At 60.1% G+C, this 16,764-nt stretch carries 14 protein-coding genes; 11 read left to right on the top strand and 3 right to left on the bottom strand.

The features are described from left to right. The coding region (locus ACRAUW_RS11960) for an AI-2E family transporter (protein ID WP_431362458.1) at positions 1-716 on the bottom strand (716 nt) is incomplete at its 3' end. Then, positions 713-2,101: a phosphatase PAP2 family protein gene (locus ACRAUW_RS11955; protein ID WP_431362457.1), complete on the bottom strand. Its 1,389-nt coding sequence runs from the start codon at positions 2,099-2,101 to the stop codon at positions 713-715. The genes ACRAUW_RS11955 and ACRAUW_RS11960, both read right to left, overlap by 4 nt. A 185-nt stretch (positions 2,102-2,286) precedes the next feature. Here ACRAUW_RS11955 and ACRAUW_RS11950 point away from each other — a divergent pair, with 185 nt between their 5' ends. The 9 genes from ACRAUW_RS11950 (at position 2,287) to ACRAUW_RS11910 (ending at position 10,407) form a co-directional block, all read left to right on the top strand. Next, on the top strand, positions 2,287-2,667 hold the full coding sequence (locus ACRAUW_RS11950) for a hypothetical protein (RefSeq protein ID WP_005340143.1): 381 nt from the start codon (positions 2,287-2,289) through the stop codon (positions 2,665-2,667). Positions 2,668-2,914: 247 nt separating this feature from the next. Continuing rightward, positions 2,915-3,313, top strand: a complete 399-nt coding sequence (gene hslR / locus ACRAUW_RS11945; protein ID WP_431362456.1) for a ribosome-associated heat shock protein Hsp15 — start codon at positions 2,915-2,917, stop codon at positions 3,311-3,313. Between the two features lie 78 nt (positions 3,314-3,391). Continuing rightward, positions 3,392-4,276: an Hsp33 family molecular chaperone HslO gene (gene hslO, locus ACRAUW_RS11940; RefSeq protein ID WP_033113738.1), complete on the top strand. Its 885-nt coding sequence runs from the start codon at positions 3,392-3,394 to the stop codon at positions 4,274-4,276. 149 nt (positions 4,277-4,425) lie between these two features. After that, positions 4,426-6,051: a phosphoenolpyruvate carboxykinase (ATP) gene (gene pckA / locus ACRAUW_RS11935; protein ID WP_431362455.1), complete on the top strand. Its 1,626-nt coding sequence runs from the start codon at positions 4,426-4,428 to the stop codon at positions 6,049-6,051. A 188-nt stretch (positions 6,052-6,239) separates the two neighbouring features. Then, on the top strand, positions 6,240-6,905 hold the full coding sequence (locus tag ACRAUW_RS11930) for a GntR family transcriptional regulator (protein WP_431362454.1): 666 nt from the start codon (positions 6,240-6,242) through the stop codon (positions 6,903-6,905). A 33-nt stretch (positions 6,906-6,938) separates the two neighbouring features. Then, positions 6,939-8,741, top strand: coding sequence for an aminopeptidase P family protein (locus tag ACRAUW_RS11925; protein ID WP_431362453.1), 1,803 nt, complete (start codon positions 6,939-6,941; stop codon positions 8,739-8,741). Positions 8,742-8,828: 87 nt separating this feature from the next. Next, complete coding sequence (locus ACRAUW_RS11920; protein ID WP_431362452.1) at positions 8,829-9,233, top strand: nitrous oxide-stimulated promoter family protein; 405 nt, start codon at positions 8,829-8,831, stop codon at positions 9,231-9,233. Positions 9,234-9,344: 111 nt separating this feature from the next. Beyond that, positions 9,345-9,803, top strand: coding sequence for a GNAT family N-acetyltransferase (locus tag ACRAUW_RS11915; RefSeq protein ID WP_431362451.1), 459 nt, complete (start codon positions 9,345-9,347; stop codon positions 9,801-9,803). 136 nt (positions 9,804-9,939) lie between these two features. Then, positions 9,940-10,407 carry a glycine zipper 2TM domain-containing protein gene (locus ACRAUW_RS11910; RefSeq protein WP_431362450.1) on the top strand — a complete coding sequence of 156 codons (468 nt, stop codon included), beginning with the start codon at positions 9,940-9,942 and terminating at the stop codon, positions 10,405-10,407. A gap of 80 nt (positions 10,408-10,487) precedes the next feature. Here ACRAUW_RS11910 and amt read toward each other — a convergent pair whose 3' ends face one another. After that, positions 10,488-11,915, bottom strand: a complete 1,428-nt coding sequence (gene amt / locus ACRAUW_RS11905) for an ammonium transporter (protein ID WP_431362449.1) — start codon at positions 11,913-11,915, stop codon at positions 10,488-10,490. A 504-nt stretch (positions 11,916-12,419) separates the two neighbouring features. Here amt and ACRAUW_RS11900 point away from each other — a divergent pair. Both ACRAUW_RS11900 and uvrA read left to right on the top strand, forming a co-directional pair. Continuing rightward, entirely contained in the window at positions 12,420-13,343 is a 924-nt protein-coding gene (locus ACRAUW_RS11900; protein WP_431362448.1) for a diguanylate cyclase domain-containing protein, read from the top strand. Positions 13,344-13,598: 255 nt separating this feature from the next. Beyond that, positions 13,599-16,436: an excinuclease ABC subunit UvrA gene (gene uvrA / locus ACRAUW_RS11895; RefSeq protein ID WP_431362447.1), complete on the top strand. Its 2,838-nt coding sequence runs from the start codon at positions 13,599-13,601 to the stop codon at positions 16,434-16,436. Positions 16,437-16,764 lie beyond the last annotated feature (328 nt).

Below are 16,764 nucleotides of genomic sequence, written 5' to 3'. Positions count from 1 at the left end.
TAGGGGATACCGGCAATCAGCAGGCCGACACCGGCTACCGAGGATTGCACCAGCGCGGTCACCACCACCCCCATGGCCACGGCACGGATCGCCTGAGAGGCCAGCACTGTGGCGTTGTCACCACGCTGACCCGCCAGACGGTGGGCAAAACGGCGAATGCCGGTCGCCACCACTTCACCGGAGTGGTAGAGCAGGCCGCAGATGCCGACGGTCAGCAGGAAGTGAACGAACAACAGCCCCAGATTGCCCGCCTGAGCGGCGAGCCAGCGGGCAGTCTGGCCAAAGTAGGGAGCCAGCTTGGCAAACAGCACCTGACCACCGCTCGCCAGAATTTGCTGCCAGAAGCCATAGAGCTTGTCGCCCACCAGCGGGATCTGTTGCAGCCAGAGCAGCTCCGGCGGCGGTGAGTGGCTGATACTGGTGCCCAGCTCGATCAGCATGGGGGCCTTCTCCGCCACATTGGCCAGCGTCATAAAGAGCGGGATAACGAACATCAGCAGCAGCACCAGCGTCATAAAGAGGGCCGCCAGCGACCGCTTGCCCCACAACACCCGCTGCACCATCAGCATCAACGGCCAGGTGGCGATGGTGATCATGGTGGCCCACACCAGCGCAGGCAGGAAGGGCTGCAGCACCAGGAAACAGGAGATAATCAGGATACTGAGAAACAGCACCCCCAGGGTTATCTTGGCCAAATCCACTTTTTTCATGTTCATAGGGTTTCCCTGTCAGGGCATCCGCCCCTGGGTCGAGAGTCTTGTTTCAAGAGAGATAGTATCCACCAGAGGCCAGTGCTCAACCAGAGCCCCAGCCCGAAAAAGAGCACAAACTGACCAAGCAGGATAGTGAGCGAACTACTGGTCAACAGCGGCAATGCCCATGCGCCCGCCACCATCAACAGCATGCCCGCCAGCACCACGGCGCCGGTCAGCCACGGAGAATAACCGTCGCGCACCAGCGTGACCCGCTCCCCAAGCCAGAGGCCCAGCGCCGCCAGCCCGATCCCGGCCAGATGGGCCGACTGGCTCAGACCAGCGCAAACCAGTGCCGTAGCGATCAGCGATCCCCAAGCGGATGAACGCTGATCCAGCCGCCAGTATGGGCGAACCGCCAGCAGCAAGGCGCCAGTCAGCAGGCCAACCGCCACATCGGAGATAAAGTGCACCCCGAGCCAGACCCGCGCCAGACCGGTAGTCAGCGCCAGCAGCAAGGCTAGCGAATAGGCCAGCCCGCGCCGGGCAGGCCAGAGCCAGCCGAGCAGCGCACCCCAGAACAGCAGGGCCGAGGCGGTGTGGCCGCTCGGCATGCCAAAGCCCTGGGCACTGTGAGTCGCCAGTTCAGGTTGCAGATGGAAGGGGCGCGGCCAGCCGATCCCCTCCTTGCTTGCCTGCACCAGCAGCCCGAGCCAGAGCATGACGAACAGCAGCTGACGCAACCGTGGCCACCCCAGCAGCGGGAGCAGCAAAGGTATCAGGGCAAGCTGAAAGCTGCCTGAACCAAACAGATTGCTGACCGACAGCCACCAGACATCTGGCCCCAGCCACTGCTGCAGGCGCAGCATCAGCGGGATCTCGGCCTGATGCAACGCATTGCCCTGCGCCACGAAATCGGCCTGCCAGCGCACCTCGCTCTCGGGCAGTTCGCCAAGCCGGGATTGCAGCCAGTCGAGCTGATCGGGGAAGCGGCGCTGCTCGCGCGGCAGCTTGTCCACCGCGATCAAGCGGGCGTTGAGGATCTCCCCGCCCAGATTGGGAGCCTGCAGGATGGAGACAAACGCTGTGTTTTGCTGCGCGACAATCGGTTCCAGCGTGCGACAAGCGAAGATAAGCGCCCGCGGCCAGCGACCCAGCTCCTGCACCACCTCCCCCCGCAAACCGGTCTCTTCATAGAGTTCGCGCAGCGCCGCCTGCTCGGGGCGCTCGTCGCCATCTATGTAGCCGCCGCTCAGGCTGTAGCGGGAGGAGATGCGATCCTGCACCAGCAGCAGTTGATCCTGATGACGGATGGCGCAGGCCGCTGCCGTGGGGGCTGCCGATTCGGCACTCAGGGCTGGCAGAGCAGCAAACAGCGCCAGCAAGAGTAAAAAGAGGGTTCTCGACATCAATTTGCTTTCCCTATGCACAATGGCGACAAGCCTCCCAGAAATCAGATAGTTGGGCAATGCTGGCGGCCGGATCGCCGCCGCTCCCGTCACGCTGGCGGTGCACGGAAGATTGCGATGGAGCAGGGCACTCCCTACTATTGGCGGCTATCTTCAATTTCATGCAGCAAACGCTGGAGCCCTCCATGAGACAGTTCGGCTTTTTCCTCGGCATCGCCATCGGTGTCATTTTGATCCTGTTCGGCAGCATCGTCATCTTCCAGGCGCTCCCTGCCGCACTGGATGTACTGGAGATGCCAAGCCGCATCCCGTTCGTGCGCGAGGTCTACACCTGGCTGATGACCAGCGCCAACGGCCTGACCGCCCAGCTGGAGCAGAACTTCCTGGAAGCCTTCCAGACCGTGCTCAAGCTGATCCTGCTCATCACCTTCATGTGGGTCTGCGTCAAGCTGGTCAACATGGGGGTACTGATTATCCGCGCCGGGGTTGACCTCATCCGTACCGCCATCGCCCACAGCGAAGGCCCCCACGACCAGAAGAAGCCGGATCAGCACGATCACTTCTGACTCTGATATGGTCAACGGATGTGAACGCAGCCGCCCCCAACCGGGGCGGCTGCTTTATATGCGCGGCATGAAGGCCCTTCCCTGCCACCATGAGTACCCCGGCTTTCCCTTGTGAATCAGCACACTGCCCATATGTTGCATCACCTTGACATGGTTTGCGCCCCCGCGCGGCGGCTGCACGGTTTCTATCCCGACCCCGGGCTCTGGTATAATCGACCACCCCTTTTCCCCGTAATGGAGCCTGTTCATGGCCAATCATGCAGAAAACGCCCTCGAGGTTCGTCTCGACAAGTGGCTGTGGGCGGCCCGGTTCTACAAGACCCGCTCGCTGGCGCGGGATCAGATTGACGGCGGCAAGGTGCACTACAATGGTCAGCGCAGCAAACCGGGCAAACAGGTGGAAGTAGGAGCTCTGATCCGCTTCTGGCAGGGGCAGGATGAGCGGGAAGTGCGGGTGCTGGCCTTGAGCGAGCAGCGCAAATCAGCCCCGCTGGCCCAGCAGCTCTATGAAGAGACCGCCGAGAGCCTGAAAAAACGGACCGAGAACAGCGAGGCGCGCCGCTTCAACAGCCAGTTTGCCCCCAGCCCCGAGCGCCGCCCCGACAAGCAGGAGCGGCGTCAGCTGCTCAAGGTCAAACAGTACTGACCGATCCCGATTTGATACCGGGCTGGCCTCACCCCCAGCCCGCCCGATTTACCTCACCGAAGAACCTAGGAACATATGATGAGCAACCAAGATCTGCTGTATCGCTATCTGTTTGAAGAGTACGAAGTACGTGGCGAGCTGGTCCAGCTGGATCACACCTACCGCCACGTGGTGGAAGCCCAGAACTACCCGGTGCAGGTGCAAAAACTGCTGGGCGAGCTGCTGGTCGCCACCAGCCTGCTGACCGCCACCCTCAAGTTTGAAGGTTCCATCACCGTTCAGCTGCAGGGCGATGGCCCGGTGCGTCTGGCCGTCATCAACGGCGACCACAACCAGCAGCTACGCGGCGTGGCCCGCTTTGAAGGGGAACTGCCGAGCGACAACAAGCTACAGAGCCTGATCGGCAACGGCCAGCTGGTCATCACCATCACCCCGGATCAGGGCGAGCGCTATCAGGGCATCATAGCGCTGGACGCCGACACCCTGGCTGGCTGTCTGGAGCACTACTTTGCCCAGTCCGAGCAGCTGGCGACCAAGCTGTGGATCCGCACCGGTTACCACGAGGGCGAACCGCGCGCCGCCGGCATCATGCTGCAGGAGCTGCCCGCCCAGAGCGAAGATCACAGCAACGACTTCGAGCACCTGACCCAGCTCACCAGCACCATCAAGGATGAAGAGCTGTTCGGTCTGGAAGCGGAAGAGATCCTCTACCGTCTCTACCATCAGGACAAGGTGCGGGTGTTCGATCCGCAGGCGGTCGAGTTCCGCTGCACCTGCTCCCGCGAGCGCTGCGAAGGGGCCCTGCTGCAGATAGAAAAGGAAGAGGTAATGGATATGGTTCAGGAGCTCGGCAAGATCGACATGCACTGTGATTATTGCGGTGCCCAGTACCAATTTAATGGGATCGATGTCGAAACCCTGTTCAGCAGGGCTCCCGGCAATGATGCAAACAAGTTACACTAATTAAAGGCGGGCAAAACCCGCCTTTAACTTTAATAACAAAAATATACCCTATTTTATAAACTTTGATGGCGATCGCTAAACACTACCACCTAAGTGATAGGATGAACGCCAGATAGAACCCTACACACCTCTGAACCCAGGAGAATACAATGACTATCGTGGCAGAACCCACCCTGGCCCAACAATTAGGACTGGACCAGTACGGCATCAAAAACAGCCAGGAAATCGTTCGCAACCCCTCGTACGAGCTGCTTTTCGCGGAAGAGACTCGCTCTGATCTGGAAGGGTTCGAGCGCGGCGTCGTCACCGAACTGGGCGCCGTTAACGTCAACACCGGTATCTTCACCGGCCGCTCCCCGAAAGATAAATATATCGTCAAAGATGCCACTACTCAGGATACAGTGTGGTGGTCTGACCAGGGTAAAAACGATAACAAAGCGATTACCCCCGAAGTGTGGTCACATCTGAAAGGGCTGGTCACCAAACAGCTCTCCGGTAAGCGCCTGTTTGTGGTCGACGGCTTCTGCGGTGCCAACCCGGACACCCGCCTGGCCGTGCGCATCATCACCGAGGTGGCCTGGCAGGCACACTTCGTGAAAAACATGTTCATCCGACCGAGCGATGAAGAGCTGAAAACCTTCAAACCCGACTTCGTGGTGATGAACGGTGCCAAGTGCACCAACCCGAACTGGAAGGAGCAGGGTCTCAACTCCGAGAACTTTGTTGCCTTCAACATGACCGAGAAGATGCAGCTCATCGGTGGCACCTGGTACGGTGGCGAGATGAAGAAGGGCATGTTCTCCATGATGAACTACTTCCTGCCCCTGCGCGGCATTGCCTCCATGCACTGCTCCGCCAACGTGGGTCAGGATGGCGACGTGGCCATCTTCTTCGGCCTCTCCGGCACCGGCAAGACCACCCTCTCCACCGATCCGAAGCGTCAGCTGATCGGCGATGATGAGCACGGCTGGGATGACCACGGCGTGTTCAACTTCGAAGGGGGCTGCTACGCCAAGACCATCAAGCTCTCCGAAGAGGCTGAGCCGGACATCTACCACGCCATCCGTCGCGATGCGCTGCTGGAGAACGTGACCGTTGCTGCCGATGGCACCATCGACTTCGATGATGGCTCCAAGACCGAGAACACCCGCGTCTCCTACCCCATCTATCACATCGACAACATCGTCAAGCCGGTCTCCAAGGCAGGTCACGCCACCAAGGTGATCTTCCTGACTGCCGACGCTTTCGGCGTGCTGCCTCCGGTCTCCAAGCTGACCAAGGAGCAGACCAAGTACCACTTCCTCTCTGGCTTCACCGCCAAACTGGCTGGTACCGAGCGTGGCATCACAGAGCCGACTCCGACCTTCTCCTCCTGCTTCGGCGCAGCCTTCCTCTCCCTGCACCCGACCAAGTACGGTCAGGAGCTGGTGAAACGGATGGAAGCGGCAGGTGCAGAAGCCTATCTGGTCAACACCGGCTGGAACGGCACCGGCAAGCGCATCTCCATCAAGGATACCCGCGCCATCATCGACGCAATCCTGGATGGCTCCATCGAGAAGGCCGAGACCAAGGTGCTGCCGATCTTCAATCTGGAGATCCCGACCGCGCTGCACGATGTTAACCCGGCGATCCTCGACCCGCGCGACACATACGCCAACAAGGCCGAGTGGGATGCCAAGGCCGTCGATCTGGCAGGGCGTTTCATCAAGAACTTCGAACGCTTCACCGATAACGATGAAGGCAAGCGTCTGGTTGCGGCAGGCCCGCAGCTGTAACAGTCCCGCTTCGAACCCTTGGTATCATGCCGGTCAGCCACGCTGATCGGCATTTTTGTTTTTATCTGACTCCGAATGCTCTCTCCAGTGGCGAGCCCCTAAACCTTGCCATGCCGGGGGCGGCGGGGTAGATTCAGCCAACCTTTATACAATATACAATTTTTGCAACGCCCAATCGTGACCCGACCATGACACCTCCCTACAAGACCCGAACCCAGATGGTGATGGAAAACCTTCGCGGCCGGATCCTCCGTGGGGAGTTCCCCGCCGGCGCACCTCTGCGTCAGGATGCCATCGCCAAGGAGCTAGCCGTGAGCCGTATTCCGGTGCGGGAAGCCCTGATGCAGCTGGAGGCGCAAGGGCTGGTGAAATTCGAGGCCCACCGCGGCGCCGTGGTCACCATGCTGGATGCCGCAGCCATTGACGAGCTCTTTTATTTGCGAGCGCTGCTGGAAGCCGATACCCTGTTCCACGCCGTCGACAAGATGACGGAAGCCACCTTCGCGCAAGCGGAGGCCATTCTTGCCCAGTTTGATCACGCCCTGGAATCAGGCACCCAGATCGAACAGTGGGCCGAGTTGAACCACAGCTTTCACGCCACCCTCTATCAGGCAGCCGGTCGTCCCCAGGCACTTGAACTGATCGCCCAGATCAATTTGAGCTGTGATCGCTATGTTCGCTTCGAGCTGCTCTTTGCCCGAGGTGGTGTGGACAAGGCGGAGCGTGAACACGCCCAACTGCTGGATCTTTGTCGCGCCCGGCGCAAGCACGAAGCAGTGGTGCTGCTAAGGCAACATATCGAGGCTGCGGGCCAGTCGATCAAGGGGATCCTGGCCAGCGGCCACAAAAAATGAACACTCATAAAGCAACCATCTGGCACTAACGACATGAATAATTTCGAGATAATTGAAACCCGCGTCGCCCAAGTCAGGGCCGAGCTGGCCATGCAGGAGTTGGACGCCTTTATCGTCCCCCATGATGATGAGCACCTCGGCGAGTACATCCCCGCCTACGCAGAGCGGCTGGACTGGATCACCGGATTCAACGGCTCCGCCGGCGTCGCCATCATCATGGCCCAGCGTGCCGCCCTGTTCGTCGATGGTCGCTACACGGTGCAGGCCCGCATGCAGGCGCCGTCTGAACTATTCGAATTTCTCCACCTGATTGAAGAGCCCCATGTGCAGTGGCTGGCCGAGCAGCTGCCCTCCTGCACCCGGGTCGGTTTCGATGCCCGCTTGCACAGCCTGACCTGGTACAAGAACGCCAAAGCGGTGCTGGCAGATCGCGGTATCGAGCTGATCCGCGTCGAGCAGAACCCCATAGACCTGAACTGGATCGATCGCCCGGAGCCGACCAAGAGCCCGGTCATCCTCTACAGCGAGGAGCTGGCAGGCCAGTCCAGCCAGTCCAAACGTGAACAGCTGGCAGCCGACCTGCGCAAGCGCGGGCTGGATGCGGTGCTGCTGACCCAGGCCGAGCCCATCAACTGGCTGCTTAACCTGCGCGGGCGCGATATCGAGCGACTACCAGTGGTGCTCGGTTTTGCCGTGCTCTACGCCAATGCCACCATGGATTTCTTCGTTGATACCGACAAGATCGACTGCTTCGCCTTCAGCCAACATGTGGGTCAGGATGTTTCCGTCTATCCGGTCGACAAGCTGGAAGATGTACTGCTGCGCATCGGTGAGGATCACCAGAAAGTGCTGGCCGACCCGGACAGCGCCAACGCCTGGACCCAGCTCGTCATGGAAGAGGCGGGCGCCATTCTGGTGGCAGGGCAAGACCCCACCATGCTGCCGAAAGCGTGCAAGAACGAGATCGAACTGACCGGTATGCGTGCCGCTCACCTGCGCGATGGTGTCGCCATGACCCGCTTCCTCGCCTGGCTGGATCGGCTGGTCGCCTCCGGCGAGTTTGAAGGGGTGGATGAAGGCACTCTGGCCGATCAGGTGGAAGCGTTCCGCCGCGAGCAGGCGCACTACGTCGAGCCAAGCTTCGATACCATCTCCGCGCTCGGCCCCAACGCCGCCATGTGCCACTACCACCACACCAACGGCACCCCGCGCGCGTTTGGCCAGGACAGCCTCTACCTACTCGATTCCGGCGCCCAGTATATGGATGGCACCACCGACATCACCCGCACCATCAAGGTGGGTGAGGTGAGCGACGAGCAGAAAGCGATGTTTACCCGGGTACTGCAGGGTCATATCGCGCTGGATCAGGCCCGCTTCCCGCGCGGCACCGCCGGTATCCAGCTCGACGTGCTGGCCCGCATGCCGCTGTGGCAAGCCGGTTACAACTACGACCACGGCACCGGCCACGGCGTCGGCCACTTCCTGAGCGTCCACGAAGGGCCCCAGCGCATCGCCCCGAAAGGGAATATGGTGGCGCTGCAACCGGGCATGGTGCTCTCCAACGAGCCGGGCTACTACCGCGAAGTTGGTTTTGGCATCCGCTGCGAAAATCTGGTGGTGGTGACCGAGCAGGAACAGGTTGGCGAGCTGCCGATGCTGGGCTTCGAACGACTGACCTACGTGCCGTTCGATACCCGCCTTATCGACCGCAGCCTGCTGAGCCCGGCCGAATTCCGCTGGATCAACGAATACCATGTCGAGGTGTTCCGCCGTCTGAGCCCGCTGCTCGAGGGCGAGGATCTCGCCTGGCTGGAGCAGGCAACCAGCCTCATCTGATGACACAGGGCCTGCGGGCCCTGTTTTTTATCCCCCCTTTTGACCTGTATCAACACCCAAAACGAGCAGGTCAGGAGAATGGCGGCCATGAAAAGTCATCATGCCAGCCCAGTCCGGGGCTCACACGCCGCAGCCAGCAAAAAGGCGAGTGACCATCCCAGACTCATGCGCGAGCAGCAGACGGTCAGCGCCATGATCCGCCTCTACTGCCAGCACCATCATCAGGATCCCCATTGCCGCCACTGTCGCCAGTTGCGGGATTTCGCCCATCAGCGCCTTCGTCGCTGTCGTTATGGCCACGGCCACAAACCCACCTGCGCCAATTGCAACATCCACTGCTACGCCCCGGCGATGCGCAAACAGATCCAGCAGGTGATGAAGTGGAGCGGCCCGCGCATGTTGCTGCGCCACCCCTGGCTCACCCTCCGCCACCTGCTCGACGGCTTGCGCAAAGCTCCCAAACTGCCCCAGAGCCGCCCCCTGCCGCCATAGCCGCCAATCCCTTGCATCCGGCAGGGGATGACCACTACCCTATGACTCCTTTTTTGCCGTTGACCCCAAGGTCAGCGGCGTTGCCGATCCTTTGCTGCCGATGGAGTCCTGATGCACCACAACCCGCCCCTGCTACGCACCGCCACCCACAATGACATGCACGCCATCTGGCAGATCGATGCCAAGGTGTTTGGCGATGATGCCTATCCCGCTTTTTTCTTCCATCAGGCGATGGATCTCTGGCCCGAACTGTTACTGGTGGCTGAATACGAGGGGCAATTGGTGGGTTATGTGCTGGGAGGATTCGGTCAGGAGCGGTCGCAAGGCTGGGTACTCTCGCTGGCGGTGCTGCCCGAGGCACGCGGTTTTGGTCTGGCCGAGCGAATGATGCGCCAGATGGAGGCCAACCAGCAGGCGCTGCAGATCAGTGAACTGCGGCTTACGGTCAATCCGGCCAATCCGGCCAAACGCCTCTACAATCGCCTTGATTATCAACGAGTTGAAGAGGTGGAAAACTATTTCGGGGCAGGAGAACACCGGCTGCTACTGGTCAAGCGGCTGGCCGAGTAGCCAACCACAGGGGCAATGCGCTGTAACAGGTCACATAATTGGTTACATTTCGCTGATTTCATGTCTGGAAAGCGTGGAGTAAAGTTCACTTCATCATCCAGATTGTTCGAATTATATGCAGCCCCGGAGGCCCATTATGTTGAAACGTATGACCCTTATTGCCCTGCTAGCCGCCACTACCGTTACCGGTTGCGCCAACAGCGATGTCTACTCTGGCGATGTCTACACCAAAGACCGCGCCAAACAGGTACAAACCGTCAGCTATGGCACTATCGTCTCCACCCGCCCGGTGAAGATCCAGGCCGATGAGAACTCCCTGATTGGTACCCTTGGCGGCGCCGTGGTCGGCGGCCTGCTGGGCAGCACAGTCGGTGGCGGCACCGGACGCGACATCGCAGCCGCAGGCGGCGCCATCGCCGGTGCAGCGGCCGGTAACGCCATCGGCAACAAGATGAATCAGGTCGACGGCGTCGAGCTGGAGATCAAGAAAGAGAACGGCGAAGCCATCGTGGTGGTGCAGAAAGCCAGCCCCACCTTCACCCCGGGTGCCCGTGTCCGCATGACCCAGAGTAACGGCAGCATCAACGTGGCCGTTGTGAATTAAGAGTGTGAACCAGGCGTTCACTCCGCCAGAGTCATAAAAAAACCGCCGAATCCGGCGGTTTTTTTGTCCATTGCTTCAGTTTACATGCTGTAGGCCTTCTCGCCGTGCGTGGTCACATCCAGCCCTTCCCGCTCGGCATCGCCGTTCACCCGCAGACCCACCACCAGGTCAACTAGTTTGAAGGAGACCGCCGCCACGGCACCGGACCAGAGGATGGTAACTCCCACCCCGATGGCCTGAATCTTCACCTGAGTCAGGATGGAGTAGCCCTCGGCAACCTGATTGGTGACATAGTCCCACACCCCGGTACCGCCCAGATCCGGACTGGCAAAGATGCCGGTCAGCAAGGCGCCGAGAATGCCGCACACCCCGTGTACGCCAAACACGTCCAGACTGTCATCGGCACCCAGCAGGCGCTTGAGACCGTGGACCCCCCACAGACCCGCCACGCCACTGATAAGGCCCATCACCAGCGCGCCACCGACACCGACAAACCCGGCCGCCGGAGTGATCATCACCAAACCGGACACCGCACCGGACGCCGCACCCAGCAGGGAGGGACGTCCCTTCATCACCCACTCGGCCAGCGTCCATGACAGAGCTGCCGCAGCCGGCGCCACCCAGGTGTTGATAAAGGCGAGTGCGGCGATACCGTTGGCTTCCAGTGCGGAGCCCGCGTTGAAACCGAACCAGCCGAACCAGAGCAGGGAGGCACCGATCATGGTCATGGTCAGGCTGTGCGGGGTCATGGGATCACGACCGTAGCCCAGACGCTTGCCCACCAGATAGGCACCCACCAGACCCGCCACTGCGGCGTTGATGTGCACCACTGTGCCGCCTGCAAAGTCCAGCGCACCATGCTGGAACAGATACCCGGCCGTTGCGGTCGCGGTTGCTGCGGCTTCGGCACTGGTATAGGCATCCGGACCCGCCCAGTACCACACCATATGAGCCAGCGGGATGTAGGCGAAGGTGAACCAGATCACCGAGAAGAGCAACACGGCGGCAAACTTGATGCGCTCGGCAAACGCCCCCACGATAAGGCCGCAGGTGATGGCGGCAAAGGCCCCCTGGAACACCACATAGATCAGTTCGCTGATCCCGACCCCCTTGCTGAAGGTGGCAGCGATGGAGTCAGGGGTTACCCCCTTGAGCAGCACCTTGCTGAAGGAGCCGTAGAAATTGCCCCCCTCGGTAAAGGCCAGCGAATAGCCGTAGATCACCCAGAGCACGCAGATGAGGCAGAACAGGGTAAAGACCTGCATCAGTACACTCAGCATGTTTTTAGCCCGCACCAGGCCACCGTAGAAGAGGGCCAGACCTGGGATCGACATCAGGATCACTAGGGCCGCCGAGAGCAGCATCCAGGTGTTGTCACCCTTGTTGATTGTCATGGTGGCTACCGGTGCCACCACCGCCTGTACCTGAGCGACCTCTTCGGCCCAACTTGGGGTAACCAGCAAGGCAAGCAACATCGTCAGACCCGCCATCATCCATTTTTTGACCATAGAGCTCTCTCCTTCCCTGTCGTACCGATACAAGACCGGCTCCGTTTCCCTGATTGAATCTGTGGCGAGTCACCAGATATTGCTGCAACCCGCCAGAATCACACCTGTGCCCAGCACAGGGAGCTCTCTTGTCACGTCCTTATCACTGCGTTTGTCGCCGATGACCGCAAGAGAGTGTCTGGTATGTAAATGCATAAAACGGGCCACAAAAATAAACCATTTAGAATCAATAACTTAAGTGTTAACTGAGATATTCGCGCACCAATAAAGTGCGGTCACTGCGCCAACCAGCTCGGGAGTGCCCTGTCACAGGGCAGGCTATACATCACGCACCAGAAGGGGGCAAATCCGGATCTAGCCCACAAGCTGACGCCATCGACATCGCGCACGGCAGGCCTGCTCGTTTATACTGAAAAGCCAGCAGTTTTCTGTCATCCGACTACGGCAAACCATTACTCAACCCCTTGTTTGCAACGTGATGGCAGGCTCATTCCGAGGAACAGCATGCAGTTTGAGCGTCTCGACATCAGTCTCTCCCACTACCGCCATCTCGACCGGGAGCATCGTGCTCACATCGCGTTGCTGGGGGCATTGATGCTGGCCATCATAGTTCTTAATCTGTTGTTGCAGCCCCACTTTCCTTACGAGCGCGTTTACGCCGTCAGCTTGGGCTTCGAGACGCTCAACTGTATCACCATGCTGTTCCTGTTCTGGGTGGTGCAATGTGCCCACCTGCCCACCCCTACCTATCGCCTGCTATCCAGCGGCCTGATGTTGTGGATCATGGGAGCTACCGCCGACATCATGGACGAGTTGGTGGAACAACCTCTCTGGCTCGCCATCTATGCCGAGGATCTGCTGCGATCCTGCGGCATTCTGCTCACCAGCATCGGTGGCAGAAGCACCATGCATCACCTCATCCATGTCAGTGCCCGTCTTAGAGAACAAGCGCTGTTTGACGATCTGACCAGACTGCCCAACCGGCGCTACTTTCATCAGCAGCTGTTTCTGGAGCAAGGGGTTTGCCAGGCCCTTATCCTGCTGGATCTGGATCACTTCAAGCGGATCAATGACAACTACGGCCACGATATCGGGGATCGGGTGTTGCAGCAGTTTGGCGAGCTACTGCAACAGCACTGCCCGCCCGATGCGCTGGCGGCCCGCGTGGGTGGTGAAGAGTTTGCCCTGCTGCTGCCCGTCGCCAACGAAGCCGAGCTGCAGCAACTGGCCAACACCCTGCTCGCTGCGACCCGCAATATCGCCCCCGACCCGGCCCATACCATGACGGTCAGTCTGGGAGTGGGGATCCGCGAGCCCAAGGAACCGGCAGTCTCGCTGTTCAAACGGGTGGATAAGGCGCTTTATGGCGCCAAGGAGGCGGGCAGAAACTGTGCTGTGTGGGCTACTCCTACTACCCAAGGGGCGTAAAGGCCTAACGGTTTGATTGCTGGCCACGAGTATAAAATAGGGGAATGGAAAAGAGGCCAATCATCTTTATACCGATCAGTTCAGGCTGACTGGCATCAGGCCGGCGACCCACGAGTGAATAGGGTTGCTGGTGGAACAAAGGGTGCAGATAGCGTGCCCGGTATGAAGCGTGTTTCATCTCATGACTGTCTATTCATCCAGTAGTCTCTATGCCATACTGACTCGCTCAGGTTTCCGTATCGAGCGTGCAACAAGATGGAAAAGATCGTGGTCCGGGGTGCTCGCACCCACAACCTCAAGAACATCAATCTGACCCTGCCCCGCGACAAGCTGATCGTGGTCACCGGCCTCTCCGGTTCGGGCAAATCCTCTCTGGCGTTCGATACCCTCTATGCCGAGGGGCAGCGCCGCTATGTGGAGTCCCTCTCCGCCTATGCCCGCCAGTTCCTCTCCCTGATGGAGAAGCCGGACGTCGACCATATCGAGGGGCTCTCGCCCGCTATTTCCATCGAGCAGAAGTCCACTTCCCACAACCCGCGCTCGACCGTCGGCACCATCACCGAGATCTACGACTACCTACGTCTGTTGTTCGCCCGGGTCGGTGAGCCGCGCTGCCCGACCCACGCCATTCCGCTCGCCGCTCAGACCATCAGCCAGATGGTGGATCAGGTGCTGGCCCAGCCGGAGGGGAGCAAGCTGATGCTGCTGGCCCCGGTGGTGCGTGACCGCAAGGGGGAACACACCAAGCTGTTGGAGAATCTGGCGGCCCAGGGTTATATCCGTGCCCGCATCGACGGTGAGGTGTGCGATCTCTCTGATCCTCCGACTCTGGAGCTGCATAAGAAACACACCATCGAGGTGGTGGTGGACCGCTTCAAGGTGCGCGAGGACCTTGCCTTGCGTTTGGCCGAGTCGTTCGAGACGGCGCTGACCCTCTCCGGCGGCATCGTGCTGGTGGTACCGATGGACGGGGAGGAGGGGGTCTCCCCCATGACCTTCTCCGCCAACTTCGCCTGCCCGGAGTGCGGCTACTCCATGTCGGAGCTGGAGCCGCGCATCTTCTCCTTCAACAACCCGGCCGGTGCCTGCCCGACCTGCGACGGTCTTGGGGTGCAGCAATATTTCGATCCGGCCAAGGTAATCGGCGATCCGGCCATCAGTCTGGCCAACGGCGCCATCCGTGGCTGGGACAAGCGCAGCTTCTACTACTTCCAAATGCTGAAGTCCCTCTGTGAGCACTACAAGTTCGATCTGGAGACTCCGTGGGAGGATCTGCCACTGAAGACCCAGGAGGTGATCCTGCGCGGCTCTGGTCGCACCGAGATCGAGTTCCGTTACATGAACGATCGCGGCGACGTGGTGGTGCGCAAGCACCCGTTCGAGGGGATCCTGCACAACATGGAGCGGCGCTACCGTGAAACCGAATCCAACTCGGTACGTGAAGAGCTCTCCAAATACATCGCCAACAAATCCTGTACCAGCTGCGGTGGCAGCCGACTGCGGGAAGAGGCGCGTCACGTCTTCGTCGACAACCGCAACCTGCCGGCCATCGCCGAGCAGTCCATCGGTGATGCGCTCGCCTTCTTCGAAGGGTTGAACCTGACCGGCCAGCGTGCCCAGATTGCCGAGAAGATCCTGAAAGAGATCGTCGAGCGGCTCGGCTTCCTGGTGAATGTGGGTCTCAACTACCTGAGCCTGTCGCGCAGCGCCGAGACCCTCTCAGGCGGCGAAGCGCAGCGCATCCGACTGGCCAGCCAGATCGGGGCCGGGCTGGTGGGCGTCATGTACGTACTGGACGAGCCCTCCATCGGTCTGCATCAGCGCGACAACGAGCGGTTGCTCAAGACCCTCACCCATCTGCGCGATCTGGGCAACACGGTGATCGTGGTGGAGCACGACGAGGATGCCATTCGCCTCGCCGACCATGTGCTGGATATCGGCCCGGGGGCGGGTGTACACGGTGGCGAGATTGTTGCGCAGGGCACCCCCCAGCAGATTATCGACAATCCGGAATCACTGACCGGTGACTACCTCTCCGGTCGCAAGCAGATCGCCATTCCGGCCGAGCGCACGCCGCTCACCGGCAAGTGGTTGAAACTCAAGGGGGCAAGCGGCAACAACTTGCGCAACGTCAACCTGGATCTGCCCATCGGGGTGATGACCTGCGTCACTGGCGTCTCCGGCTCCGGCAAGTCGACCCTGATCAACGACACCCTGTTCCGCATCGCTCACCGCGAGCTCAACAAGGCGACCGAGTCCACCCCGGCGCCCTATCGCAGTGTCGAGGGGCTGGAGCATCTGGACAAGGTAGTGGATATCGACCAGAGCCCCATCGGCCGTACTCCGCGCTCCAACCCGGCCACCTATACTGGCCTGTTCACTCCGATCCGCGAGTTGCTCTCCGGCACCCAGGAGGCGCGTTCGCGCGGCTACCAGCCGGGCCGCTTCTCCTTCAACGTGAAGGGGGGCCGCTGCGAGGCCTGTCAGGGGGATGGGGTCATCAAGGTGGAGATGCACTTCCTGCCGGATGTCTACGTGCCGTGCGACGTCTGCAAGGGCAAGCGCTATAACCGCGAGACCCTGGAGGTGAAATACAAGGGCAAGAATATCCACGAAATCCTCGAGATGACGGTGGAAGATGCGCGCGAGTTCTTCGACCCGGTGCCGGCAGTGGCGCGCAAGCTGCAGACCCTGATGGATGTGGGCCTCTCCTATATCCGTCTCGGCCAGTCTGCAACTACCTTGTCGGGCGGCGAGGCGCAGCGGGTCAAGCTGGCGCGCGAGCTCTCCAAGCGGGATACCGGTCAGACCCTCTATATTCTGGATGAGCCGACCACCGGGCTGCACTTCCACGATATCCAGCAACTGCTCAAGGTGCTGCACCAGTTGCGGGATCGCGGCAACACCATCGTCATCATCGAGCACAATCTGGATGTCATCAAAACTGCCGACTGGATCGTCGATCTGGGTCCGGAGGGGGGTTCCGGTGGTGGCCGCATTCTGGTGACAGGGACGCCGGAGGAGATATGCGCCAATAAAGAGTCCCATACAGCGCGTTTTTTAGCTCCCCTATTGATCCGACAGACAACATAACACTGGGGGGACTAAACTCCTGATGACTCACGGGGGGATTGCCGAGTGGTGTAATTGCTGACCCACCAGAAATAAGCACTCAGAATCGAGGGTAGCAACATACTACCCTCTTTAATGCAAACGCTGTCGTAGCAAAGGTGTCTACAAAATTGTCCAAGTGCAGTTAAAATATTACAGATTGTTGCTCAGTCCATTCCCCGACAGGCAATCCCCGAGCATGACGGCCATCCTTGATGGCGCAAACATAATCTGAATCCAGATAGTGTTACTAAACCATACTTGGGATGGGCATTCAGGAATCGTGGCTATGTCTCACTCCAATCGAACT

Source organism: Aeromonas sp., from assembly GCF_050633025.1.
Classification (GTDB): domain Bacteria; phylum Pseudomonadota; class Gammaproteobacteria; order Enterobacterales; family Aeromonadaceae; genus Aeromonas.
This window is presented reverse-complemented; position numbering and strand designations above follow the sequence as displayed.